The organism is Bradyrhizobium genosp. SA-3, assembly GCF_004212635.1.
In the GTDB taxonomy this organism is placed as follows: Bacteria; Pseudomonadota; Alphaproteobacteria; order Rhizobiales; family Xanthobacteraceae; genus Bradyrhizobium.
On sequence record NZ_PSRT01000124.1, the window covers coordinates 1 to 24,908 of the forward strand.

General features: G+C 57.1%; 18 protein-coding genes. 15 read left to right on the forward strand and 3 right to left on the reverse strand.

Annotation, left to right across the window (positions count from 1 at the left end; genetic code table 11):
* On the reverse strand, positions 1–1,136 hold a 1,136-nt coding region (locus CWO91_RS32440), incomplete at its 3' end, for a hypothetical protein (protein WP_130219567.1).
* Between the two features lie 1,544 nt (positions 1,137–2,680).
* Here CWO91_RS32440 and CWO91_RS32445 point away from each other — a divergent pair.
* The 9 genes from CWO91_RS32445 (at position 2,681) to CWO91_RS32485 (ending at position 12,863) form a co-directional block, all read left to right on the forward strand.
* The gene (locus tag CWO91_RS32445; protein WP_130219569.1) at positions 2,681–3,757 is read left to right on the forward strand and encodes a hypothetical protein; all 1,077 of its coding nucleotides are present in this window, start codon (positions 2,681–2,683) and stop codon (positions 3,755–3,757) included.
* 385 nt (positions 3,758–4,142) lie between these two features.
* On the forward strand, positions 4,143–5,528 hold the full coding sequence (locus CWO91_RS32450) for an extracellular solute-binding protein (protein ID WP_130219571.1): 1,386 nt from the start codon (positions 4,143–4,145) through the stop codon (positions 5,526–5,528).
* A 57-nt stretch (positions 5,529–5,585) separates the two neighbouring features.
* Positions 5,586–6,548 (forward strand): carbohydrate ABC transporter permease, encoded by a 963-nt coding sequence (locus tag CWO91_RS32455; RefSeq protein ID WP_130219572.1) that lies wholly within the window; start codon positions 5,586–5,588, stop codon positions 6,546–6,548.
* A gap of 10 nt (positions 6,549–6,558) precedes the next feature.
* A complete protein-coding gene (locus CWO91_RS32460) occupies positions 6,559–7,419 on the forward strand; it encodes a carbohydrate ABC transporter permease (RefSeq protein WP_130219574.1) in 861 nt (286 codons plus the stop codon).
* The gene (locus CWO91_RS32465; RefSeq protein WP_130219575.1) at positions 7,416–8,357 is read left to right on the forward strand and encodes a ribokinase; all 942 of its coding nucleotides are present in this window, start codon (positions 7,416–7,418) and stop codon (positions 8,355–8,357) included. Before CWO91_RS32460 ends, CWO91_RS32465 begins: the two co-directional genes overlap by 4 nt.
* Positions 8,354–9,124 (forward strand): SDR family NAD(P)-dependent oxidoreductase, encoded by a 771-nt coding sequence (locus CWO91_RS32470; protein WP_091881888.1) that lies wholly within the window; start codon positions 8,354–8,356, stop codon positions 9,122–9,124. Before CWO91_RS32465 ends, CWO91_RS32470 begins: the two co-directional genes overlap by 4 nt.
* Positions 9,117–9,941, forward strand: a complete 825-nt coding sequence (locus CWO91_RS32475; protein ID WP_130219577.1) for an HAD-IIA family hydrolase — start codon at positions 9,117–9,119, stop codon at positions 9,939–9,941. The genes CWO91_RS32470 and CWO91_RS32475 overlap by 8 nt, the downstream gene beginning before the upstream one ends.
* Positions 9,941–11,053: an ABC transporter ATP-binding protein gene (locus CWO91_RS32480; protein WP_130219579.1), complete on the forward strand. Its 1,113-nt coding sequence runs from the start codon at positions 9,941–9,943 to the stop codon at positions 11,051–11,053. Before CWO91_RS32475 ends, CWO91_RS32480 begins: the two co-directional genes overlap by 1 nt.
* A gap of 55 nt (positions 11,054–11,108) precedes the next feature.
* Complete coding sequence (locus tag CWO91_RS32485) at positions 11,109–12,863, forward strand: phosphoenolpyruvate hydrolase family protein (RefSeq protein WP_283811043.1); 1,755 nt, start codon at positions 11,109–11,111, stop codon at positions 12,861–12,863.
* A 116-nt stretch (positions 12,864–12,979) separates the two neighbouring features.
* On the opposite strand, the gene nodU is transcribed toward CWO91_RS32485, so the two are convergent.
* Positions 12,980–14,758 carry a nodulation protein NodU gene (gene nodU, locus CWO91_RS32490; RefSeq protein WP_130219581.1) on the reverse strand — a complete coding sequence of 593 codons (1,779 nt, stop codon included), beginning with the start codon at positions 14,756–14,758 and terminating at the stop codon, positions 12,980–12,982.
* 1,506 nt (positions 14,759–16,264) lie between these two features.
* Between nodU and CWO91_RS32495 the strand changes: the two genes are divergently transcribed.
* The 6 genes from CWO91_RS32495 (at position 16,265) to CWO91_RS32520 (ending at position 23,673) form a co-directional block, all read left to right on the forward strand.
* Positions 16,265–16,624 (forward strand): SgcJ/EcaC family oxidoreductase, encoded by a 360-nt coding sequence (locus CWO91_RS32495; protein WP_245471452.1) that lies wholly within the window; start codon positions 16,265–16,267, stop codon positions 16,622–16,624.
* 579 nt (positions 16,625–17,203) lie between these two features.
* Positions 17,204–18,718 carry an amidase gene (locus tag CWO91_RS32500; RefSeq protein WP_130219585.1) on the forward strand — a complete coding sequence of 505 codons (1,515 nt, stop codon included), beginning with the start codon at positions 17,204–17,206 and terminating at the stop codon, positions 18,716–18,718.
* 201 nt (positions 18,719–18,919) lie between these two features.
* Positions 18,920–20,095, forward strand: coding sequence for a sugar ABC transporter substrate-binding protein (locus tag CWO91_RS32505; protein ID WP_130219587.1), 1,176 nt, complete (start codon positions 18,920–18,922; stop codon positions 20,093–20,095).
* 68 nt (positions 20,096–20,163) lie between these two features.
* On the forward strand, positions 20,164–21,126 hold the full coding sequence (locus CWO91_RS32510) for an ABC transporter permease (protein ID WP_130219589.1): 963 nt from the start codon (positions 20,164–20,166) through the stop codon (positions 21,124–21,126).
* Positions 21,123–22,664, forward strand: a complete 1,542-nt coding sequence (locus CWO91_RS32515) for a sugar ABC transporter ATP-binding protein (protein ID WP_130219591.1) — start codon at positions 21,123–21,125, stop codon at positions 22,662–22,664. The genes CWO91_RS32510 and CWO91_RS32515 overlap by 4 nt, the downstream gene beginning before the upstream one ends.
* Positions 22,645–23,673: an ABC transporter permease gene (locus CWO91_RS32520; protein ID WP_130219594.1), complete on the forward strand. Its 1,029-nt coding sequence runs from the start codon at positions 22,645–22,647 to the stop codon at positions 23,671–23,673. The genes CWO91_RS32515 and CWO91_RS32520 overlap by 20 nt, the downstream gene beginning before the upstream one ends.
* A gap of 982 nt (positions 23,674–24,655) precedes the next feature.
* Here CWO91_RS32520 and CWO91_RS43390 read toward each other — a convergent pair.
* Positions 24,656–24,799, reverse strand: a complete 144-nt coding sequence (locus CWO91_RS43390) for a hypothetical protein (RefSeq protein WP_165405876.1) — start codon at positions 24,797–24,799, stop codon at positions 24,656–24,658.
* Positions 24,800–24,908: the final 109 nt, after the last annotated feature.

Here is a 24,908-nt window from a genome sequence, read left to right on the forward strand (position 1 = left end):
TACGTCTCAGCCCTGGAGGACGCCGGAGCGGCTGTTTCCGTCGACCGTCCAAGCCGCGCTGGCGAGGCCCGATTCGCCGGCCGCGCACTGGGCTGCGGAACGTTTTCCGGTCGAAATCCGGGGCGAATGGCAGCGCCGGGTGGATTGAGTGGGGTGCTTCGGCTCATCGCCGCCGCGGGCACGAACAGCGCGGTGCAGCGGTCAGTGTGAACCACGACACTGTTGGGTCGGCTGTCCTGGCTCGGCGAGATGCTGCTACCGTCAAGCGCAGCCGAGGCGTGCTGGTCGCCCTGCCGGAAGTTGAAGGGAAGAACGACCGTTCCTAAATTCAGGGGCTGCTGATGGCGCGCGGTTGGCTCGAGAGACGATGATGGGCCGGCGTCTTCCACCATCGCCCACAGCTGATCCTGATCGTAAGCTTCCTCAGGAAGGACCAATGGCGAACCGACCGCTGGCCCGAAAGGCGACGGTGCGCCGGCGCTTTCCATCAGCACACGAGCCATTGAATTGCCCGGCTCGCTCAGCTGGCGCTCAATGGCATCCAGTTCCGCATGGCTTAGCGTCCTCTGCCTCTTCGCAGGCCTCAACTGCCCGCTGTAATCCTCACCCATGAGGGCCGCGTGACTTGAAAGGGGGGTGCTCCCGGTGAGCTCGTTCGGAGCCGGCTGGTAGCCGTCGCTCCAGTGACGAACGGCTTCTCCGCGATCCGGTGCCTGGTGATCGCGCGCGGTTGGCTTGAGAGACGATGCTAGGATTGGTTCGCCCATCATCCCTCGCAGCGGATCCTGATCGTGACCTTCCGAAGTCAGCTCCTTCGGCCAACTCAAAGCTTCCCGGGGCGCGCTGTGCTGCGCAGCGGCGTCCCCGACGCGTCTGGTGACTGCGTCTTGGGGATGAGGACCGCCGGCACTATGGTGCCCAAGTTCCAACACCTGGGTGAGCCCACGGTCTTCGTCAGACAGATGAGGATTGTAGCGATCTGGAGAAACAGGAGTTTCTGCGACGGCAGGGGTATCAAGCTGCGGCACTGCATCCAAGTACGGCTCAAACTCCGCTTGCTGCTGTTGCGTTTGTGGCACCGTGGCGTTGTAAGCAGAGTCTCGGTCGAATGGGTTGATGCTGTTAAATGGGTCCATGTCCCGTCCCGGTTTGAGCTGGTTCGCAATCCTGAGCCGATCGTGTCGCTCTGTGGTTCTCCTCTATTAGGATCAGCTGTCGACAAGCTGACGCGCTTAGAGACTTAAGTGAGCCATTGGCCAGCCCGACCGCCACACTCACTCGAGGAACGCGCCAAGGATGCCGGGATTGCTATTTTTCGGAAACACTGGCTGGCTGAGTCGGAGCCGGCACGAACAGATTCTATTTTGAGTAGCATCATGGGACCTAGAAAATCGTCCAAATATAGAGTGTGTACCGAGCTGGGAAGTGTTCTGGACGATGCCGTCCGGATGGTGCCCGAACTGAGGCGACCTCTTCGTTGAAGGCATGTCTTGCCGAGAAGGTCTTGACTCTGGCCGCAGAGGGTGAATCGGATCCAGCTATCTTGGCACGTGTCGCGGTGCGGACAGTGCAGGAATCCTTGCAGCTGACCGATGTGAAGGAGGACCGACGTGCGACATGTTGCGTGTCGCCAGGAGGGGCTTGAATTGTTGCACTCGCAAGGCGTCATCCATCGAAAACCTTGATCCCGGTGATGGTTGGTTCGTCGCGCGGCGAAGGACCCGCACCCGGACCACCTTATAGGTGGAGAGCATATATTCGCATAGAAAGAGGGATGCTGCCTCGCGCAGAAGCTCCTCCTGCCACCAACCGGTGGACTGCGCCCGAGAACACGGCCTTTGGGGTGCATAGTTTCGTCGGCTTGCTGAAAGTGCTGGATCTCCTACATTGCTATGAGCAAGAGCGAATTTTGAGCCGGGCAAGTGAAGCAGTTGGAACGGCCGTTTGCCGCTCCGCTAGCAGCCAGTACGAGGCGGCGGATCGCCCTCTGGCGTGCAAACAAACAGCTTGATATCGAAATCAAAATCATGCGTCTTGTCCGGCCGTTATTTGCGCTGTGGCTGAACTCATTAGATGTTGCGGGCTGCCTGGGCCGCAGGCGCCGCGGCCTGCCACGATGGCGGCGCGACTGGAGAGCAGACAGCCCCTTCTCGCTCACACAGCTCTTAAATGGTGTTGCAGGCCACCGAGCCGTCCGCTTGCTTAGGCTAGGCCGGCGCCCGCCGGTTACGCTCGCTCCTGCTGGAAGTAGCTGGGGACACAAAGCGCCGTAGCAGATGCTCGGCAGATTCGATGTGCCGATTGTGCGCAGAATTCTTCGCTTCCTTTACTTCTCTGCCGCGATACTTTGCTAAGTGTGGCTTCGTTCCGAGGCTCTGCGCGACTTCCAGCCGCGTAAAAGGATGTGGGGCAGCACGGCTGCGGGCACACTACCAGCGGCTGTTCAACTATCAGTGGAGCTACACAGCCGCAACGTTATCCATAACCCATCAGGCGCGCCGAAGACGCGGGATTACCTGGCGGTACGCAGGTTCGTGGGACGCTCTCCCGCAGCGTCGGTAGCCGAGCGGGAAACCCCCGAAAAGTTGGCGGTCGGTCGCATTCCTTTCCTCACTTGTCAGCTTCTCGAAAGCCGCACCTGCCAAGATCAAACTGAACGTCCCATGCGCGAGGGGAATAGATGAACATCGATCCATCGAACACATTAGAACGCTTGACCCAGCAGCAGCGGACGCAGCAACAGCCGGGCGGCCCTATAAGCGCACAAACCAGCTCACCAGCACACCCGTCGCCGGATCAAGCGGACTTTGAGCAGCAGCTGAGCGAACTGCGGTCACACCGAACATCAGATTCAGCTGCCGGTTCGATGGATTCCCGGATTGGATCACCCTCGACCGTGACGAGGGGCAATCGGAGAGCGTGCGCCATCCAGGAAAGCGAGCGGTGCCCGGCCGCATCCTTCGTCAGGGGGCGCGCCGAACTTGCCGCATCGCTAGCCGGAGCGAGTGTTAAGGCGCTGAAGAACGAGATCAAACTCGCTGCGCAGCGAGCCGCACAGTGGCCACGAGCCACCGGATCTTCTGCCGGCAGTGTCGACGTCGACCGCATTTTCGACGATGTGCTGGCATCATCGTATCTGCCGCTGCACCGTTTTCAGAACGAGGACATCGATTGTGAGCCCATTCTAGACGAGGAGGTGAGTGCCATCGCGCATGTGCGTTCCCTCGCGGGTTTGCGTGCTCAGGCTAGCCCGCATGTTTATAAGGCTGCTATCTGCTCGGACGACGAAAGGGAGGACGAAATTGATATGGCGCGTCTCGCGGCATGGCACACGAAAGGCGTTACAGAGAGTGCTTTTGTGTCATTGTCCCAGACGCCCTCGCGACTGCTCCTTTCAAAGGACCACAGCGAGAATGGCGCGAACGCGATTGCAAAGAACGCTAAGAAGCTGCACACTTATACGGTACCAAGCGTCACGGCTTGGCCGATCAAAAAGATCAACGATATTCTAGAGCGTGGGCATGCTCCCGGAGATGAGGAGCTGCGAGATTGGTTAGGGGGAATACCGAGCGAGGAGACAGAGGTCTTGTTTCTGGGCGGCAACCTAGCTGATTATTGGACAGCCAGCGTGGATAATCCGAACATGGCTAGCACACCGCAAGATCGTACGGCGATCAAGAAAGCAAGGATCAGCTTCGATGCGGCCGAGATGATGACGGATTCTCGAGCTCATTGCCCCTCGGATTCCGGCCACTGACCCTCTCAGTCCTGACGAGCTATCGGCTGCGGTCGAATCGGCCGGGACTGGCGCCCCTGCTTTCTGCTATTTGGAAGTCAAGCGTGCCGGGCGCATGCGCGTCCGGTCCGAAGGCCGGGCCCCTCGTCAGGTCGATGGCCAAGTCAGCGAAAGCGATCATGCTTCGCCGAGAAGGGCGTGTTTCACTAACCCGACCGTGATGCTGTCTTACCCATCAGGTGCATCGTCGGCACCAAGCGTGAATTTGGATCTTACCCAATGTTACCCAACGTTGGTTTGAAAACCACCTCAAGGCGGAAAAATGACGGATTAGCATCCCTGCACCGCGGCCCTGGAAGAGGAGGGCGCGTGGGTTTACGGGCCAAAGAGCCTAGAGGAGGGAATGATGACAAGGAAGCTCGCCGCTTCTCGCGGTTATTGGATGAGTTTTGCCCGAAACGTTCTCATCTGTTCCACGCTTTTGGCTGGAACGGCCGTGGTCTTCACCCAAGCCAAGGCGGACGACATCAATTGGCGCCAGTTTGAAGGCGCCTCGATCGTCTGGGCCTATGACATTCATCCGTATGCCGACGCGGTCGCAGCCCAGTTGCCGGAGTTCGAGAAGCTCACGGGCATCAAGGTGACGCCCGAGCTTTATCCGGACGATGCCTATTGGAATAAGTTGACAATCCAACTCAGTACCAAGTCGCCGAGTTGGGACGTCGTGGGGACGGGCATTCAACCAGCTTGGGATCTTGCGCCAGGTCAATTGCTTGAGCCGCTCGACAGATATCTGAACGATCCGAAACTCACGGCGGCGGGCTACGACTACCAGGATTTCTTCCCTGCACTTCGGGATGCGCTGACCTGGAAGGTCAAAGAAGGGCAGATCGAGCCGGGAAGCGGACAGGTCTGGGCCATTGCGCATGGCTTTGAGAACATCCAGCTGTTCTACCGCAAGGACATCCTCGACAAGTACGGCATTAAAGTCCCGACCACTCCGCCGGAGATGTCCGCCGCCTGCGAAAAACTGAAGGCCGCGGACCCCGCGATCACACCTTTGGGCGTGCGCGGCGTGCGATTTTGGAGCAGCATCCACACGGCTGCGATTTCGATTGCCAGGTCCTATGGGGTGCACGATTTCGTCCTCAAGGATGGCAAAGCGGACACTGGCCTCGACTCGCCGGAGTCGATCGCGTTCCACAAGGACTATGTGGACATGATCAAGAAGTGCGCGGCTCCGTCCTTCGCCAACGACAATTGGTACCAGGTGGTCGATGGCATCAGTTCGGGACGAACGGCGATGGCGATCGATTCCAATATGTTCGGTTTTTGGAATGACGTGGCCGGCAAGCCCGCTTCGGGGAAGATCGCATTCGCGCCACCGCTGCATGCTCCGAACAGCAAGAATTTCGAATCCAACATCTGGATCTGGTCTCTTGCGATGAATGCCGCGTCAAAGAAAAAGGGGGCAGCCTGGCTGTTCATCCAATGGGCAACGTCAAAGCAGGTCGGACTGAACGGCGCCGTCGCCGGCAAGCTCGTTAACTCTCCGCGCGCCTCTACCTGGAGTGACCAGGCCTGGCTCGAATATGCGGCAAGGCCGGAGTTCAACAACTTCGTGGACACGTTCAAGACCGTGCAAGACAGAGCGAAACTCGCATTTACAGCTCGTGTCGGCTTTGCCGAAGCAATGAATGCCTGGGCCGTCGCGATGCAAAAAATGGTCAATGGAGCTGACGTGAAGGCCACGCTGGCCGACCTTGCCTCCGAGATCCGCTCGTCGATGTGAAACGCGCCTGGGCGGCGAGCATCATCGCCGCCTCCTGCATTGTAAAGATGAAGTGAGATGGATATTCCTGGATCCCACGGAATCGCGACGCTGCAGTCTTCGACCACTCAACTTGCCTCGCCAAAAGACAAGGCGGTCAGGAGCGCACAGGATTCGCGCCTTGATTGGTGGAGCATTGCCGCAATCACCCCTGCTATCATCGTACTTCTTGGCTTTCTTTTCCTGTTTTTCTATGGCGTCTTTCAGTCGCTGACCGATCTCAAGTTCGGTCGGCCTCTCGTCCACTTCATCGGCCTCAACAACTACGCGGCATTGATCAAGACAGGAGATTTTTGGAACAGCGTTCGTACCACTCTTGTTTACGCCGCATCGGCGGTGCTTGCGGAAGCTGTATTCGGTCTGGCGCTTGCCAAGCTGTTCGCAACTGACGTCTTCCTTGCGCGTGTGATGCGGCCCGTCATTCTCTTGCCGCTCGTCCTGCCTCCGATGAGCGTTGCGCTCATGTGGACGACAATGATGGACCCGCAAAACGGGATTATGAACTACCTGCTCTCCCTTGCGGGCATAAGCCGATTTGCATGGATTTCAGATCCAAACACCGCGATGTTCTCGCTCGTCCTTATTGATGTCTGGACCTATACGCCATTCTTCGCGCTAATCATCTTCGCCGGTCTCCAGGGCATCAATGAAGAGATCAAGGAGGCCGCGCGTGTAAATGGCGCGAAGGCGTGGGCAACCTTCCTGCACATCGAGTTTCCGCTGATTGCGCCATACATTCTGATCGCCGCAGTGTTTCGGCTGATCGAATCCCTCAATCAGTTCGACATCATTTTCGGGACAACGCAAGGTGGGCCTGGAAATAGCACCTCCGTACTTTCGGTGCGAGCTTACATTACCGCGTTCCAGAACCTCGCCTTTGGGCGTGGTGCCGCACTGATGGTCGTCAATTGGATGATCGTGCTGATCGGAACGTTTGCCCTGGTGAAGCTATGGCGCTTCGTTCGGCAGCGCGTAAGCTGAGGATGCAACCATGCGACTGAGGCGCTCAACCTCTACCAATTTGCTTCTGAACCTGCTCGTCGGCATTTGCGCATTGATCCTGGCCTTTCCACTCGTCTGGATCGCGATGACGTCGCTGAAGCAGCAGGCTGAAGTGATGACCTGGCCGCCAACCTTCCTGTTCGTGCCGACGCTGGAGAATTTCCGTGTGCTGTTTGATGTCACCCAGGCCGGAGCGACCAGCTATGGCACCATCAAAGTCGACTTCTTAACGCCCATCACGAACAGCGTCGTCATTGCGCTTGGCTCCGTAATCATCTCCCTGCTGATTGGGGTGCCAGCCGGCTACGTCCTAGCCAGGCGAGACATACCCTTCAAGGAAGACATTGCCTTCTTCATTTTGGGCTTCCGCTTTGCCCCGGTCCTCTTGGTCGTCATCCCGCTGTTCAGCGTCTTTCAGACGATCGGATTGTATGACACCTATATCGGGATGATCTGGGTCTACCAAGTCGTTACATTGCCAATGATTGTTTGGCTGAGCCGCTCCTATATCGAAGACATCCCAAAAGACATAGAGGAGGCGGCCGCCATGGATGGGGCCAAACCGGTCCGAGTCGTGGTGCACATCGTGCTGCCGCTTTTGAAGCCGGGCCTCATCGGGGCCTCGTTGCTCATCTTCCTACTCGCTTGGCACAACTTCGCCTTAGGTCTGATGCTCAGTTCGACCAAGGCGCCGGTAACGGTCGCTCTTCTCAAGCTGCTCAATCCAGGCGTGCAGTTCTACCCGGTCATGGCCGCAGGGCTGGTTGTGACGATGATCATTCCCGTCATTCTGATCGTGATCGGTCAGCGTCATCTTGAACGCGGCCTAACCTTCGGTGCCGTAAAATGAGCGTCAGGCCATTGATGTTCTTCGGAACGACGAATCTCGATCTGTGCTTCAATGTCGAGCGGCTTCCAACGCCGGGTGAAAGCCTGATGGGTACGGTGACCCGTCACCCTGGAGGAAAGGGCGCGAACCAAGCCGTTGCTGCCGCCCGGCTCGGCCTGAAACCACACCTCTACACGCATCTCGGTGATGATGATGCCGGTCAGTCGCTTTTAAAATCGCTTATGGAAGCTGGCGTTTGCACTGACGCAATCACGGTCTGTGCAGGCGAAGTCTCGGGCTCGGCCTTGGTTATGGTCGCTGACGACGGCTCCAACATGATCGTCATAGACCCGGGCGCCAATTCGAAGGTGGCGCCGGACATGATCGAGAGCGCAACCAAATTCATAGAGCACGATACAATCGTCGTCGCCGAAATGGGTATGCCGATCCCTGCGCTCAATCGACTCTTCGAGATGAAGCGTAAAAAAGGCTTCGAGCTTATTTTCAACCCGGCCCCGGTAAGGCCAGGTCTTCCATCGGCTGCGTGGAGAAGCGTTGATTTCGTCACGCCGAACCAGACGGAAGCTTTCGAGCTGACAGGCATCGAGGTATGCGACTTCGATAGCGCCGCGTGTGCGGCGGGCAAGCTGCTTGATCTCGGGCCCGGTGCCGCGCTGATCACGCTCGGGGCGCAGGGAGCTTATTATGCTGATGCCACGCGCTCCTTTGCTCTGCGGGCGTTTCCCGTCAAGGTCGTCGATACCACGGCCGCAGGAGATGCTTTCAATGGGGCATTCGCAGCATCACTCGCTCAGCGGCTGCCTCTAAAGGAAGCAGTGAGGAAGGCGCTAGCGGTTGCAGCCTTATGTGTGACACGGCGCGGTGCTCAAAGCTCTATGCCGACAGCCCAGGCAGTTGACGAGTTTCTACAGTCTCAAACGATCTTGGAGTTGGAATGACCGAACAGTTCTCAGTTTCAGACCGAACGGTGCTCGTCACCGGGGCAGGCGGCGGTATTGGCTCTGCCATTGCTAATGCGTTTCGTCAGGGAGGCGCGAACGTCGTTGCCACCGATGCCAATCTAGAGAACCTCAGAGACACTCTGCCAAGACTGCCCTATGGCAACGGCATAGTGCCCATGGCTATGGATGTCGCGCGCGAGGAGGACGTCGGAAGGGTCCTCGAACAGATCGACGAACACTTTGGCCGGCTGGACGTGCTGGTCAATAATGCAGGCATAAAATCTGCCCAGCCGTTGCTTAGCGGCAGCGCTGAAAAAATTGAACGTACGATCCAGATCAACTCGATCGCTGTTCTGCGCTGCTCAAAACTGGTCGTTGAGCGCTTCATGAAAGGCAAAGGCGGACGCATCGTCAATGTCGGCTCATCGCTGTCCTCGCAAGGTGCAGTTTTCAACTATCAGGCCGGCGGAGCCGACTATTGTCTTTCGAAGGCAATCGTACACGACGTGACCAAGCTACTTGCCTATGAATGCGCGCCCCTCAGCATCAACGTGAACGCGATCGCGCCTGGCATCATTGATACTCCCATGCACGGTCGCCCGCGGGAGGAGACTGAAGCGCGCCATGGTGGCCGGATTCCGTTGGGACGGGTTGGAGTGCCTGAGGATATCGCAGGGCTAGCCGTCTTCCTGGCTAGTCCGGCGGCTTCCTACATGACAGGGCAGATCGTGCACGTGAACGGCGGGATGCTGATGAATGGCTAGCCCAAGCTCTCACCTCAACTGGCCGTCAGTCGCTGGGATCATTTCGGACCTCGATGGCGTCCTCTATCGTGGAGATGCCGCAATTGTCGATGCCATAGAAGCGTTTGCGCGATGGCAGGCGGCCGGACTGCCGTTCTGCTTCGTGACAAACAATTCGACCCACACGCCGGAGGACGTCGTCCGCAAATTGGAAGCGTTTGGCCTTGCAATCGCGCCGAACGAAGTGGTTACCAGCGCGATTGCGGCCGCAGAACTCGCACGCGCGAAGTACCCGGATGCGAGCCGCGTATACGTCATCGGCGCGCCCTCGCTTGCGAATGCGGTCGCCGCGGTAGGTCTGGACGTTACTGACCAAGAGCCGGAGATCGTCGTGATGGGTCTCGATCGCCACATCACGCATGAGAAGATGCGGATTGCTGTTGAGGCGATCTTGAACGGAGCCGCCCTCATCGGCACCAACCCTGATCTTCTCTTGCCGACCGCCGATGGCTTCGAACCGGGAGCAGGAGCAACAATTACGGCTGTGGCTGCTGCCGCTCAGGTCAAACCCCTGATCGTTGGTAAGCCCGAGCCGCACATGATCAAAACGGCGCTTTCCCGCCTAGGGACGGTGCGCAGCGCCACACTGATGATTGGTGACCAGATTGCGACGGATATTCAGGCCGGTAAGCGAGCTGGCCTTCCAACCGTGCTGGTCACGACCGGCGTTCCGCCCCGAGAGGATCCTGCCCTGGCGCGACCAGATTTCATCGTATCGAGCCTGGCAGAGATTGAGATCCCGGCCCTGGTTGGAGGCTCGCGACAGAGGAGAGCGTGATGGCCGATGTTCGTCTGGAAGGCGTCAGCAAGGCCTACGGGACCATCCAGATCCTGCGGAATATCAACCTGACAATCGACCATGGCGAATTCGTCGTCTTCGTCGGGCCATCCGGGTCGGGTAAGTCGACGCTGCTGCGCATGATCGGAGGGCTGGAGCGAATTAGCGGTGGGCGGCTGCTGATCGATAACGAGGTCGTCAACGATGTTGACGCGGCTGATCGTAACCTTGGCATGGTGTTTCAGAGCTACGCTCTCTATCCCCATATGACTGTCCGCGAGAATCTCGCCTTTCCTCTACGCATGGCGAAAGTTAGCAAAGCCGAGATTGATACCAGGGTTGCGCAGACTGCGTCGCTATTGCAAATGGATCATCTCTTGGATCGTAAACCTCGACAACTTTCCGGCGGGCAGCGGCAGCGCGTGGCGATCGGGCGTGCCATTGTGCGCGAGCCCAAGGTGTTCCTGTTCGACGAGCCTCTGTCGAACCTGGATACTGAGTTGCGTGTGCAGATGCGGGTTCAGATTGCCAAACTGCACAAGCAGTTGGGAAACACCATGATCTATGTAACGCACGACCAGGTCGAGGCAATGACGATGGCCGACAAGATCGTTGTGCTCAAGGACGGCAATATCGAGCAAGTGGGAAGCCCTCATGATCTCTATCACAATCCAGCGTCTCGGTTTGTGGCGGGATTCATCGGCTCGCCCAAGATGAACTTCCTCGACGGCCACATCGAGGCAGCAACCGAGACGGGCATGGACGTCAGGCTCGACGCGGGCGCAACGGTCTCTGTCCCCGTCCAGCCGGATCAATTGCTGGTCGGCAAGCCGATCACACTTGGAATTCGGCCGGATGATTTCTCTCCGTCCGCCGCCGAGAAGGCCGACATCGCAATTGAGCTTGACATCGATTTCGTCGAGCATCTTGGCAGCGTCACTTACGTTTACGGCAACGCCGGAAAGGAGGCAGTCGTCGCAAAAGCGTCAAAGCCCGAGCCGCTCAAAAGCTCCGGCAAAGTTCGTCTTGCGGCCTCCCCGGCGGACTGCCATCTTTTCATGGCGAACGGAAAAGCCCTGCGACGGTTGCATGCGCCCGCAAATTGGAGCTAATTATAGTTAGTGCCGCGCCAGGAGCGAACGCGGTCTATAGACACGGACGGATGAGGTGAAGGGGGGCGGTATCAGGCAGTTCTTCCGGAACTCCCGTTCGTTTGTGCTGGGGGCGGGGATTGGATCGGGCATGGCTGCGAGAGCGGCCGAACGAGCAGGGGCAGATTTCGTGCTTGCGCTCAATGCCGGCCGATTTCGCGCGATGGGCGGTTCTTCACCTGCCTCAATCCTTCCAATCCGCAATAGCAATGAATTCGTGGCCGGCTTCGGTCGGACCGAGATCCTGCCCAGCACGAAATTGCCGGTTTTCTTCGGCGCTTGTACCTTTGATCCGCAGCTCGATATTGATCGTTGGCTCGATCGGATCAGCAGCTGGGGCTTTTCGGGGGTCACTAACTTCCCTTCCGTCATCCACATTGATGACTACAGGAGGTCGCTGCTTGAGAAATGCGGCCTAGGTTACGCCCGCGAAATAGAGCTGCTGGTGAAGGCGGCAAAACGTGGCCTGATGACGATCGCCTATACTCGAACGCAATCCGAAGCAAGGCGCATGGTTGAAGCTGGTACTCAGGCCATCTGCATCAACTTCAATCTCAATCGTGGCGTTGAAAGCGCATCCGACCCATCGATTAGCCTGTCGGAGCTTGCCGCGCGCACGAGCGCAGTCGCGCGTGTGGCTCAATCCGTCGACCGAAACGTGATCTGCCTACTTGGCGGCGGGCCGATAACGAAGCCTGACGAACTCTTGGATATCTGCGGCGAAACGGGTGTCAAGGGCTTCATCGGGGGCTCCTCGCTCGATCGCGTCCCGCTGGAGATGTCTGTCCTTGAGGTCACCTCGGGATTCAAGACTCTTCACTTGTTGCGGGAGAAGGTCGATCTCCTTGAGCGCCAACTCCAATTGAGCGGCTTCAGGCACGGCGTCATCGCACAGTCCTCAATCATGAAACGCGTTCTTGAGACTGCAAAGCGCCTGGCTTCCCATCCCAGTCCTGTGCTCGTTTGGGGCGAGACCGGCTCGGGCAAGCGAAGGATAGCCAGCCTCGTCCATGCCTTCAGCGACCGCAAGCACGCGAAGGCCGCGCTGTTTCAATGCCGACCCGGCTTGCCCATCGATACGGTCGGTGCGCTTTTCGGGGCCGAGCGCGATCAGAGCAGGAGACGCCAACTGTCGCTGCTGGAAAGTGCAAACGATACGACCGTGTTGCTGCTGCATCTCGATCAGCTTTCGCGTGATGGGCAGGAACGGCTTGCAGATTACATCGAGACTGGTAGTTTTGCGCCCTTGAACGGCGCATCCATTGTGCGCTCCAGTGCTCGAATCGTCGCAACTGCCACGGTTGCTCGCGGGGCGGGCCTTCAAACGGTGCTATGTCCCCGGCTGCTCGGCTTGTTTTCGGGGCTCGACATCAAGCTACCTGCCTTGCCAGACCGACTGGAGGACCTCCCTCAGCTGGTTCAGCATTTCACAGTCGAGGCGAAGGGGGATTCGAATGCCCAAACGCTGGCGATCGAAAATTCTGCATTTTTGGCGCTCGCTGGCCATGATTGGCCCGGCAATTTAAGGGAATTGCGCCAGATTGTGAACCAGCTGGTGACGCTCCCAGATGCGCATATCAGCGCGGGCGTTCTGAGGCCGCTGTTGAACGCGTCGGCACCGGCTAAGCCGAAAAATGCATTCTCCGAGCGGGAATGGATCATAGAAGGCTTGAAACGAAACAGACTTCATCGCGGAAAAACAGCCAGTTCTCTGGGGCTTTCAAGAAAAACCCTCTACAACAAAATCAAAAAGCTGCGGATCTTGGAGTAGCAGTCCCGGTGTTCACGTTGCTCACGCTAGCCGCCTCGAAGCGGTCCCATCCAAAAGCGTGAACATTGGTAATGACGACCGGGTGCGCCAAGGCTCACCATACGATTTCACGTTCGCTAAGCCGATTGCTGCCGTGGAGCTGCTCTAATCTCGTCTGAACCACGCTCGGCGCCATTGCTGGCTTGCGGAGCTTTCGTCCACAGCATCCCGTCGCACCATACGTGCTCCACGCGGCCCCACTTGCAGGCGGCTGCGAGATGCGGGAAGAACCCACGTCCATGGTGATTTGCGCTCGTATTGCAAAGCAGCGGAATTCCCGTGAGTGCTTCGTATTCGACGAGAAGCTCGGCGACTTTGTGTTGAGAGGTCCTGCAGATCGTCTGCAGTCGCGCAGATCCGTCGAGATGCACAACAGCGGGGATTTTGTCCCGCCATTCAGCTCGAGTCTGATGATCGAAAATCATATAAGGATCCGGCGTTCCTGGATTGAAAATATCCGGCGCGCGATCTTCCAGGCAGATCGGCGCCACTGGCCGGAAGTGTTCGCGATGCTTGATGTCATTGAGATAATCCTTCATTCCCGGCGATGTTGCGGCTGCGAGAATGCTTCTGCTACCTAATGCCCGAGGTCCAAGCTCGGCGCGGCCGGCAAGAAAAATCACAGGCTTGTCGCTGGCGAGAATAGTCGCGAGTTCATGCATACCACACGGCGCGCCATCCCATTCAGGTGGCACATCGCTACGTTGCAGCGCCGGACCACTGTATACCGACCATTGCAACGGCACGAGACCTCCATCCGCTCCCATTGCGCAACAAGCTGCACCGATTGCAGAGCCGCTGTCATTTGGGAACGGGGGCACCCAGACAGCATCGAACAGGCCTGCCGCCCGTAGTGCACTATTCCATTTGATATTGAGACCGCAGCCGCCCGCTATGCACAAGTTGCGCGCAGCAAAACCCGAGTGGCGCTGCAAAGCACTCGCCATTTCCCGCACGAGCAGACGCTCGAGGAAGCAATGAAACGATGCGAGCACATCTTCGGGCGCCTTGGCCTTCAACCGCCGCGCGCTAGCATCGAAGAAGTCGTGAACGGTCGCAAGCTCAGACTCCATGCTCTTGATGTCGGTACGGTAACTCGCACTCTTCGTGTCAGCGGCAAAGCGCTCCTCGTAGAGCTCCTGAAAGACCGTGACGATGTTTTCATTGACAGAGCCGAGGCCGATATAGGCCATCAGCTTGCCGGCGACACCCAGGTTGAGCTTGCCGGCACCTCCCGGATCCAGCTTGCCGGGGTCACCCAGGTCCCAATTGGCGCGGTTCGCTCGCTTATACGGCCCAAAGTGAAGGCCCGCAGCGGCATAGACGTGCCCGATCACCGGGAACAGACACTCGATAAACCGGGTCCCCCCGCGTTCTACATGATAGAGTCGTGGAAAGGTGCCGCCATCCCACACGAGGCAGAAAGCAGGCTGTCCAGCTTTGGCAAACGGGCTGGTGCAGTATGCGGCGGCCACGTGGCTGGCGACGTGCGGATAGCTCTTATACGGGAAATCCCTGCCATCGAGCCTAAGGCCAAAGCCGTCGCGTGAGGCGAGAAGGCCCTCGGCATGGCGTTCAACATAGGACGCGCCTTTGAGCGTGATAGGTGCCGTTCCGCTAAGGACCTGGTACTGAGACTCCACTTGCCCCACCCAGCCGTCGACGACGAACTGATCAATTTCCTGCACATCTAGACCGTGCTCCGCCAAGGCCATGACGATTGCATCGAGATTGTCGATCGTTTGATAGCGCGGATTGTTGTTCCGCTTCTCCTGCTCGATGCAAAAGATGAGCCGTCCGTCCTCGATCAGCGCGATCGCTCCGTCATGCGTCAGCTTGATACCGCAGATGCGCATAATGCCTCCACTTTAATGCCAGCAATTCGATGAGTTAAAGATCAAGTCTGGACTCCGAGAGCATGCGAGTAAGCAATCGTCTTGGCCCGACTCATCCTCGCGCCGCTCGCGCTAGACCATTCGCCTCATTTCGCATGCACATGACCCATTTCGTCATCAGCGAGATCCGGTTACTAGATGCCGTACCAAGCGTGGTGCATGATTTGCGCCGATGCGGGGACCCTATGGGGTCTGCCCGGACGAGCTTCGCGTTCGCGACCGAGCAGTGCGCCAGGATTGAGGTCGCCGTTCTGCGCTGTATTGATCTCGACGATCGTGAAGGGGCCGAATTGCTCGCGGAGAGAGGATAATGTGTAGCATGCGCGTCAGCGCTCCGTTCCCTTTGTCAGTTCCGAGGGCATTGGCTTGCTTCGTCAGATCGGTGCATTCTTGCATCATTTCCTATTCTCGTATGGCTCTTCATACGGCGGGATTCCTTCGTAGTTTCAAAGAGCGTGCCAACAGCCAGTGCTGCTTTCCTTTGCTATTCCCATCCAGGGCGTGTCGCGTAGAGAACGGGATGTCCTGAGACCGACAGTGGCGTTGCAGATGCTCCGTCTTGCTTCGATTGACGCATCGCAATATTTGTCAGCGCGCGAAGCCGCTTTACTTAATGCGATGGAGAGCCGTGGATTCGAGATCGGCTGTTTGCGGCCTCTCCGGCCAATCGCCCTCCGCGTTTGGCGCCAAGCAGCGTGATTAAGGAGGGCGATGACACCCGCGCTTGCGTGGGATCTCCGATAGGCGCTGGGGAGCGGGACGGTACGCAGGTTGTCCTAAGAAACGGCAACTGCTCGGGGATACGTTGATGCGTCGCACGGAGCTGCGCGCCGAGTAAGTTCGAACGCCGCGAATACCTCAGGGCCAGACCCGTCTTCATCGACGCATGCTTGATGGTGGTCGCTAACGCTGTGCTGCGATACCTCGCCTTCAGTCGATTTGATCGAGCTGAGCCTCTCTGCGCCTGGAGTCCACACGGCGCGAGCCAACTGCAATTCCCTTTCGCCGCGTTCCCGACAATCTCGCCTGAGACAATCGTACCCAGACTAAAGAATGTCACGTCGACTATGAGATCTGGTCACTGTATAGAAATCAGGCTTCGCCCGGCCAATTGGCTCACCGATGAACTCCCGCATACCGGGGGCACGCAGTTGCATCGCCGTGGGACTTTGTGCACTGTTCCGAGAGTGTCCTTGCGCGCTCGTCATACATTGCGATGCCCAAGGTGCTTTTTGCGCTGAAGCCGCACTGTAGCTCGATGCCATCGTGTGCCGCACTGTTCCTCGACAACGCACGCAATATGGTCAGGCTTTACTCCTCCCGCTAAACCGGTACGTTCTCCTCAGCATGAGTGAGGAAGCTCAGGTCAGGCGCTTTATCGCGAGGAGCCGGTCTTGCCGTTACCTGAGCGTACGTTCCGGCAATCAACTTCTTAGATCGAGATTCATAGTGAACGACGACTGCTCGATGAAGGACATCCGCGAGTTCCTGGACCTCTGGCAGCGAGCCTTCAACAGGCATACGCCCGATCGCCTGGTTTCGTTGTACACAGATGATGCGATGCTGCAGGGTACATCGAGTCCTAAGCTCTACATCGGGGCCAAAGAAATAGGCACTTACTTTCGTGGCGGCGCTACCGTGAAAATGGAAGTATGGCACTCTGTCACGTTGGCGCACAACGTTGTCCTGGTCGTGGGAAGCTATGTCTTTTCACAGGTATCGAAAGGCCATCAGAAATCGACGCCGGCGCGGTTCACCTTCGTACTCCGCCGTCAGGACGGCACGTGGAAGATCGTGCATCATCACTCATCTGCCAGCCCAGATTGAAAGTCGATCCAAGCTACGCGGTATCGCAGAGTTTGGGACTGGAGTAACGAGCTCAAGCCCCATTCAGGATTCTACCCATACAGCTGTAGGGGTAGTCTCGGTAAAGTTGCCGCTTGCGCTCAGGGGGTTTCACGAACTTCCTACGTTGTAGGCGCTTCCTCTTTAAGACGAGACGCTGCTATACAAGTTCTGCGGCTCTTCATTTTCGCTATGTGATGTGACGATAATCACGCAGCGGACGGAGCCTACCTGCCGCCTATTGCTCTTCTTTTTGATTGATGCGTTCACGTCGGCAGCGGCAAAGGCACTAACTGCTTCTGCCGAGCCAGTTATGGCGCCGCATCTACGATCCGACGTGGCATTTCCATTTGGTCCATCGGCCCCTAATGCGCAAACAAGCGCCCTAGATGGCATGCGTGCGAAAACTTCTGCTCTGCTTCGCCACTTTCTTGGCAAAATTACCCAGATTTACCCACTGTGAGCAACTGACGTCAGGTTCGACCAACCTGCAGTCGACTAGGCTTGCCGAATTGAGCCCATCGCAGAGTGGGTCTGCCCTTGAAATTACAGGAGCGCCCAGTGTCAGTTGTCCCGCCCACACCCGCCCAGTTGCGAGCTGTCGCCTCACAATGCGGCCTTTCACTTACCGACGAGGACGTCGTTTCCTTCCGCGGACTTATCAACGAATCTCTCGAGGCCTACAGATACATCGAAGCCCTACCGGACGAGTTGCCTCCGGTGAAATATGCACGCACCCCGGGGTATCAACCGCGGGCGGAAGAAAATCTGCACAACGCATGGTATCGCAAGGCGAGGGTCGAAGGAGCGCCAAGCGGAAAACTCAAGGGTAAGACCGTCGCGCTAAAAGATAACGTCATGTTGGCTGGGGTGCCAATGATGAACGGCTCGGCGACGCTCGAAGGATTCGTACCAGATATCGACGCAACCATTGTCTCTCGCATGCTTGATGCGGGTGCCGAAATCGCAGGTAAAGTGCATTGCGAATGCTTTTGCACATCCGGTGGTAGCCATACCGGTGCGCTCGGACCGGTGCACAATCCTCATAAAATGGGCTACTCTGCGGGCGGCTCGTCTTCGGGCTCGGCCGTTGTCGTGGCGCTTGGCGAAGTCGATATGGCGATCGGCGGCGACCAGGGCGGCTCAATACGCATGCCATCGTCGTTTTGCGGTATCTACGGCATGAAGCCCACCTGGGGTCTTGTCCCCTATACCGGCATCATGCCCAATGAGCTGACGCTCGACCACACGGGCCCCATGACCGCAACGGTCGCGGACAATGCGTTGCTCTTGGAGGTAATCGCCGGAGACGACGGTTACGATCCACGCATCAAAGCACCGAAAGTCGAAGAATACACGAAAGCACTCGGTCAAAGCGTCAGCGGATTAAAGATCGGCGTTCTGAAGGAGGGCTTCGAACAGCGCGGGGCGGAAGCTGGTGTCAATAGAGCAGTTCGTGAAGCGGCCAAGCGCTTCAAGGATCTCGGGGCCTCGGTTGAAACGGTCTCTGTACCAATGCATCTCCAAGGTGCCGCAATCTGGACGCCGATCGGCACCGAGGGCGCCACACAAACCATGATGTTTGGTGACGGCTTTGGTACCAGCCGATCAGACCTCTTTTCACTGTCACTCATGGACTTCCATCGGGGGTGGCGCCAGAAGGCGAACTCCCTGTCCGAGCAGGCCAAGTTGTTCCTTTTGCTCGGCACTTACGTAAACAACACGTACGGGCCGCGATTCTACGGCAAGGCCGTCAACGTCTCTCGCCGCCTAAGCGCAGCTTACGACAAGGCCCTTAAGGATTACGATCTCCTTCTTCTACCGACCACGCCGATGAAGGCGACGCAACTCCCTCCACGTGACGTCAGCCGAGAGGATTATATCACCCGCGCGACGGAGATGTTCACCAACACCGCTCCATTCAACATCACGCACCATCCGGCTATGTCGCTGCCGTGCGGAATGGTGGATGGCCTTCCGGTGGGCCTGATGCTCGTTGGTCGCCACTTCGACGAAGCAACCATCTACAGAGCGGCGCACGCCTTCGAGCGGATCGGAGACTGGAAGAAGATGTGACTAGAGCAATGATGCCGGCCACAACGGACCACCGCCGCGTCCGCGGTACGTTGTGAACTCTCCGCTTCGCCGGGATGACCGTTCTGAGGATAGGCAAACACGTTGTGTGTTCCGATTCTTTCCATCGCGAATACGTGCTGGCCTGCCGACCGACGTGAAAGAAGGCAAATCATCTACAACCAAGTACGAGGAGGGTCAATTATGCGTAGACTGTCGACTTACCTTTTAGCTACCGCCGCATTCCTGGGCGTTGCGGGCGGTGCGAGCGCTGAGGATGTCCTGTCTGAAGTTTCCACATTAGAAAACGAATACTTCAATAACTGGTCGCAAGGTGCCGAACAGGCCGCAAAATCGCTCGGTCTAAACTATCGCATCCTTTCAGGCAAAGGTGATGCCGCAAAGCAAATCGAAATCTATGAGGCCCAATTCGGTACAGGTGTCAGGATCACGTTCGGCGAGAATCTCGTTGCGGCGAACATAAAGCCCATCGTTGAGATGGCGAAGAAAGTCGGTGCGGTGCATGTTGCTGTTTGGGAGTCACTGCCTGGCTTCCATCCTTTGGATGCGGGGGCCGAAAATTATGCTTTTGCAACGTTCTTCTCGCCGGATGATGTCGAAAACAGCTACAGAATTGCCAAATTGCTTTTTGACAAGATCGGCGGAAAAGGCAACGTCGCGCACATTACTGGTTTTCCCGGGGTAGATGCAGACATCTCCAGAACCGCGGGTTTCGATAAAGCTCTAGCCGAATACCCCAACATCAAGCTCATCGCGCGCCAACCAGGAAAATGGAATCAGGTTGACTCTCGCAAGGTCATGGAAGACCTGTTGGTGGCGCACTCCAGGATTGATGCTGTCTTCGGGCAAAACGACTCGATTGCACTAGGCGCGATGCAAGCGGTCGAAGACGCTGGTATGCACATTCCGATCGTCGGCCTCGACGGCAATCGAGAAACCCTTAAGCTGGTGAAGGAAGGCCGCATTCTTGCGACAATGGGCTTTACCCCACAGTGGCAAGCCGGTTTTGCGCTCGTGCGGGCATACGATGTCGCTAAGGGATTTAAGCCGAGCCCGTGCGAACGCATGATGTACACGGGAGCCACGCTGATAACCGCTCAGAATGTGGACAAGTATCAAGCGTTTCTCGCCGGCGAGAAGCTTCCGTTTGATTGGAGGAAAATGTCGCGGGTTCTTCATCCCACCGATTGGGATGCTCAAAACTATGTGTGGCCGATCGACGTGAAGACGTACTGGGGAGCTCGCACGCCGGTCGGATACAATTTTCCGAAGGCTTATCAAGATGCCGTTGAATCTGGTTGCGTGGATCAGCTCAAGGCGGAGTATAACGATCACTATAAACAGCGAATTCCCGAGTGATCGCTTCGGATGCCCCTCTCTCTCTGGAGAGGGGCGTCGTGTTTACCTCACGTTGACGGATCGCAAAAATGCTAGAAGTGTCGTTGGTTGGGCGCAGAGATGGCGAGCTAGGGCGGCGTGCCATAACTATCTTCGTCTTTACAATCGCGATTATATCTTTTGGTGTCGCGGCTCCATCGTTCTTTACCATCGCAAATATCAGGGCAATCGAACTATCGAGTTCGGTCCTCTTGATCGCATCCATCGGGGCGACCTTCGTGATCCTGATGGGCTCTATCGACCTATCGATCGGAGCGGTTGCTAGCTTTTGCGGCATGCTGGTCGCCCGGCTAGCACCAGACCTAGGTTTATGGTCAGTTCCTATCGCGTGTTTGGTCGGCTTGGTGTTTGGTGCGATCAATGGGCTGGTCTATGTCTACCTCAGAATTCCCTCGATTCTGGTGACGCTTGGAGCAGCAACGACCATTTCAGGAGCGGTACTCTTCATTTCAGATGGCCGGTCCTTATCAGTATCGAACGCGGCTGTCATCGACATGGCCCAGGGCGCATTGGCCAATGTGGTCCCCAATGCGGTACTGGTCTCGGCCGTGATCTACGGTGTTGCGATTCTCGTAGGTGATCGCACGCGTTTCGGACGAATGACGCTCGCGATCGGAAGCGACGAGCAAGTAGCCGCGCTCATCGGAGTTAAGGTCAATACGATCAAAATCCAGGCGTTTGCGTTGTCCGGCCTTCTTGCAGGAGTCGCCGGAGTCCTGTTGGCCGGTCGTCTGGGATCCGCCACAGTCACAATGGGAAGTTACATGACTCTCGACACGATCACCGCAGTGGTCGTTGGCGGAACTGCAATTAGGGGTGGGTTTGGCAACGTGCGCCTGACGATAATCGGGGTTCTTTTCATAACGATCCTTTCAGACGGCATGAACATTCTCGCCATGCCGCCCTATCTGCAAACAATCATTCAAGGGACCGTCATTCTGCTCGCCGTTCTTCTGAACACCAATCGTGCGAGCGCGGAGGATGTGAAATGAGTGGCGTGCCGACGCCCATCTACACGATGCGCAACGGGTCGAAGCGCTTCAATGGCATTTCGGTGGTCGAAGGAATCGATCTCGATGTATTTCCGAACGAAATAGTTGGGATTGCCGGCGAAAACGGGGCAGGCAAATCAACGACCCTCAAAATGATTGCCGGCATCCATACGCCGGACGCGGGAAGTATGAGACTCTGCGGCAAGAGCTTCAGGCCGACAAGCTATACTAACGCCGTTGAGGCCGGGATTTCGATGGTTTTTCAGGAGCAGGCCCTTATTCCAAGCCTGACTGTCTACGAAAATATATTTCTCTCTTTAGAAGCCAACTTTGCCAATCCGATAGGCATCGTCGACAGAAGAGCGATGATAGCCGTGAGCGAAAGACACCTCAAAGACCTTGGTCTTGACCACATCGATCCGTGCCGTCGCACAGGCGACTACGCTTTTCACGATCGGCAGATGATTGAGATTGCCAAGGCGTTCGTGTTGGCCGAGTATTTCCATATTGATCATCCAATCATCCTGCTCGACGAACCGACAGCGGCGATCGGCGAGCGAGAGATCAGAATTCTCTTTAAGTCGATTCGGCGGTACCGTCGTCGCGCGTCATTCGTCCTCATTACCCACCGTCTTGCGGAATACGTAGAGCTTTGCGACCGCATCTACGTGTTCAAGGATGGGCGAAATGTTGGCGAGTTCGCAGGAGAACAGATCTCCGAACAAAGCCTTCATCGGGCGATGGTTGGCCGAACGCGAGACGACGAATACTTCATGGAGAAGCGCCAGCTGAAACTCGTGGGAGCGCCCATCGCGATCTCAGTCAAGGGTCTAAGCGGCCACAACGTCCAGAATGTCAGTTTTGAGGTTCGCAAAGGTGAGATCCTTGGAATTGGTGGCCTCGTCGGATGCGGCAAGGAGGCTGTAGCCAAAGCCATCGTCGGATTTGAACCCTTTCCGTCAAACGGCACCATCGAACTGGGCGGCGAAGCGTTGCCGCTTCGCGGACGTGGAAAAGCGGCGATCGCGCGCGGGATGGGTTTCGTCCCCAAAGAACGCAAGACCGAAGGCATCGTGCCTTACATGTCGGTTCAAGCAAATATGTCTTTGGCCTCGCTTCCGCTCGTCTCGCGCCTGTCTGGTTTCATTTCGCGCTCCCGAGAACGGCTTCTCGCCGAAAAGTACATCAATCGCTTGCGTGTGAGATGCAAAGGGCCAATACAGCTTTGCCAATTCCTTTCCGGGGGTAATCAACAGAAGGTGGTGATAGCTAAATGGCTGGCCCGAAAGGTTCAGGTGCTGGTCCTCGACAATCCCACGCGCGGCGTCGATGTCGGCGCCAAACAAGAGATCTACGGCGTCCTGAGGGACTTGGCGGAGGAGGGCGTAGCTATTCTTCTGGTCACAGACGATCTGCCAGAGCTTATTGGAATGTCAAACCGCATCCTCGTGATGCGAGAGAGAGAAATTCAGTTCGTGTGCAACGCGCCTGCCGATAACAAGCCAACGGAGCAGGAACTTGTCCAACACATGGTATGAGCCGCAGACGACTGGGTCGAGATCAGGTGTAGAAGTAAAAGTGCAGATCGCCCAGTTTTATAACCGTCACCGTCCCATCATAAATGCGATAGGGCCATTGTTGCTGCTGATGGCAATGGTCGCGGTGTTCGCGCTGATCAATCCGCGCTTTTTAAGTTGGATAAATCTTTTCAATCTGATGCGACAGTCCTCGATCCTGCTGATCGTCTCAACGGGCATCACATTTGTGATTCTCATGGGAGCGCTTGACCTTTCCGTTGGAGCCATCGTGACACTTGTGGCAATTTCGTCTGCGGTTCTGATCCGTGACTTTGATGTAGGTGCGGCCGGAATAGCCGTCGCTGCCGCAGGCATTGGAGCGCTGTGTGGCCTCGCAAATGCTGCGCTCGTCCTTCGACTACGGCTGCCTTCTTTCGTTGCCACACTAGGCACGATGACTATTCTTGGCGGCGTTTCCACGTGGATCAGCGGCGGTGGCAACGTGTTCTTTCAGAGCCCGAACCTCACGTGGATTGCTTCCGGTTCTGTGATCGGTCGAATTCCGAATTCGGGAGTTTTGGCACTTCTCATTTTTGTGGTCGCTTCCTTTGTCGGTGCGAGAAGCCACTTCGGAAGAGCCCTTTTTGCGATCGGTGGTGGTGGCCTCACTGCTCGACTTTCGGGGATTGACGTTCTTCGCACCAAAGCCGTCGCTTTTGTTGTCTCCGGAATGCTTTGCGGAGTTGCGGGCTTGCTACTTGTCGCGCGGACATCAACGGGAACGTCGCGCATGGGAGACGATCTGCTGCTCCAGGCGATCGCCGCGGTCGTGATGGGCGGAACCGCGCTATCTGGAGGTTCAGGCGGAGTCCATCGAACATTGACCGGCGTTCTGGTGATCGCCGTGCTGCAAAATGGTCTCAATATCGCAGGCGTGCATACATACCTTCAAATCATGGTCACGGGCCTCATCGTAGTTCTATCTGTTACAATAACTCTCGATCGATCGAGGCTAGCGTTTATTAAATAGCGGAGCACTGTACTGGCGATATGGACGACAATTGCCTCCCTCTGACTCGCGCCATCTAAACGCGCGTTGTGGCGAGAACAGGATCGTCGGCCGGATCACTCGAGCTGTTGGGGAAAAGGTGCGGTCGGTCGACATCGCCCGTTAGGCTTGCTGGTGGCGGTTAGAAGCGAAATGGCGCGCCGAGAGCTCCGTTTCTAGATGCATCAGTCGAATGCCTATCCAACTTGTTGCCGGCCCGATGTCATCAGAAAATTCCGATCTGTGAGAGGAGCTCGCGCACATGTTGCATCGGCGCGCGCATGCGAGTCCGAGAGTGGCTTCGGAATCGAATTGACCTGTCGGACCCGTTGGTATCTCTCTCCGAAAGATCGCTCGTTCCTGTGGAAGCACGCATTTGCCGCGAGAAACCTTTGGATTAGGAAATGAGCTCGCCCGCGTATTGTGCTGACGAAGTATCGGTTGCTCTTTCACAACCGCGCGGGCCGGTAGTGCCAGCGGCCACCTGTTAAGTGAATCGTGCCCATGCGACTCCGCAAACATCGCGTTTCTAGAGCCGTGGGAAGGTAACTGTCGCGTCAGACCTGGAAGACAGCTGCGCCTAACGGTCGGTTTACCCAAAACTACCCGGATGCTGAGGTCGTGCGCCGTGACCAATCCCACATCATTTGAATAATAGCGACCGACGGTCAGAATTCCGTTCTGATCTCTTGGCTCCGCTGGCAGACCGGTTCGTCTGCTTTCTCCCAAGACTTGAGCCGCTGCCGGAGAGAAATCCGGCAGCGGTTTTTTTTTGGAGCTTCATCATGCCCACTTTGCAGTCGAGATATTGAGGTGATTGCAGCCAGTCCGATGGACGGACAGCGTAACGATAGTCGTGCCTGATAGCCCGCCCGTTGCATCGTCGCATGTAACGAAAAAGGCGGGCTACGAAAAGATCATGGGACGAGCAGCACCGGAACTGATGTAACAAGTGCATTGAGGCTCATTCGAGGCTCGAAAAGGAGCCGGCGAGTTCATCGAGCTGGAAGCGAGCGCTGTCCCGGCGTCCCGATCCCGTGCACCCCCGCCGCAAAGTCGCGCGCTCGGAAATCTGCGATCCCGTGCGGTTCTTCAGCGGCGTCACCACGATCGCCTCCATATAGCTGTGAGAATAGCCGCAATAGCAGTTAGCGACGGGGCCGCATCCAACGTCTAGCTAATGCCTATTGCAACACCAGCTGCGACTGATTCCGGCA

Bases quoted from the DNA above. Each gene is read 5' to 3' on its own strand.
- CWO91_RS32505 (WP_130219587.1), top strand. From the start codon at position 18,920: ATGCGTAGACTGTCGACTTACCTTTTAGCTACCGCCGCATTCCTGGGC.
- CWO91_RS32510 (WP_130219589.1), top strand. From the start codon at position 20,164: ATGCTAGAAGTGTCGTTGGTTGGGCGCAGAGATGGCGAGCTAGGGCGG.
- CWO91_RS32480 (WP_130219579.1), top strand. From the start codon at position 9,941: ATGGCCGATGTTCGTCTGGAAGGCGTCAGCAAGGCCTACGGGACCATC.
- CWO91_RS32465 (WP_130219575.1), top strand. From the start codon at position 7,416: ATGAGCGTCAGGCCATTGATGTTCTTCGGAACGACGAATCTCGATCTG.
- CWO91_RS32470 (WP_091881888.1), top strand. From the start codon at position 8,354: ATGACCGAACAGTTCTCAGTTTCAGACCGAACGGTGCTCGTCACCGGG.
- nodU (WP_130219581.1), bottom strand. From the start codon at position 14,758: ATGCGCATCTGCGGTATCAAGCTGACGCATGACGGAGCGATCGCGCTG.
- CWO91_RS32450 (WP_130219571.1), top strand. From the start codon at position 4,143: ATGACAAGGAAGCTCGCCGCTTCTCGCGGTTATTGGATGAGTTTTGCC.
- CWO91_RS32475 (WP_130219577.1), top strand. From the start codon at position 9,117: ATGGCTAGCCCAAGCTCTCACCTCAACTGGCCGTCAGTCGCTGGGATC.
- CWO91_RS32460 (WP_130219574.1), top strand. From the start codon at position 6,559: ATGCGACTGAGGCGCTCAACCTCTACCAATTTGCTTCTGAACCTGCTC.
- CWO91_RS32515 (WP_130219591.1), top strand. From the start codon at position 21,123: ATGAGTGGCGTGCCGACGCCCATCTACACGATGCGCAACGGGTCGAAG.
- CWO91_RS32455 (WP_130219572.1), top strand. From the start codon at position 5,586: ATGGATATTCCTGGATCCCACGGAATCGCGACGCTGCAGTCTTCGACC.
- CWO91_RS32445 (WP_130219569.1), top strand. From the start codon at position 2,681: ATGAACATCGATCCATCGAACACATTAGAACGCTTGACCCAGCAGCAG.
- CWO91_RS32495 (WP_245471452.1), top strand. From the start codon at position 16,265: ATGAAGGACATCCGCGAGTTCCTGGACCTCTGGCAGCGAGCCTTCAAC.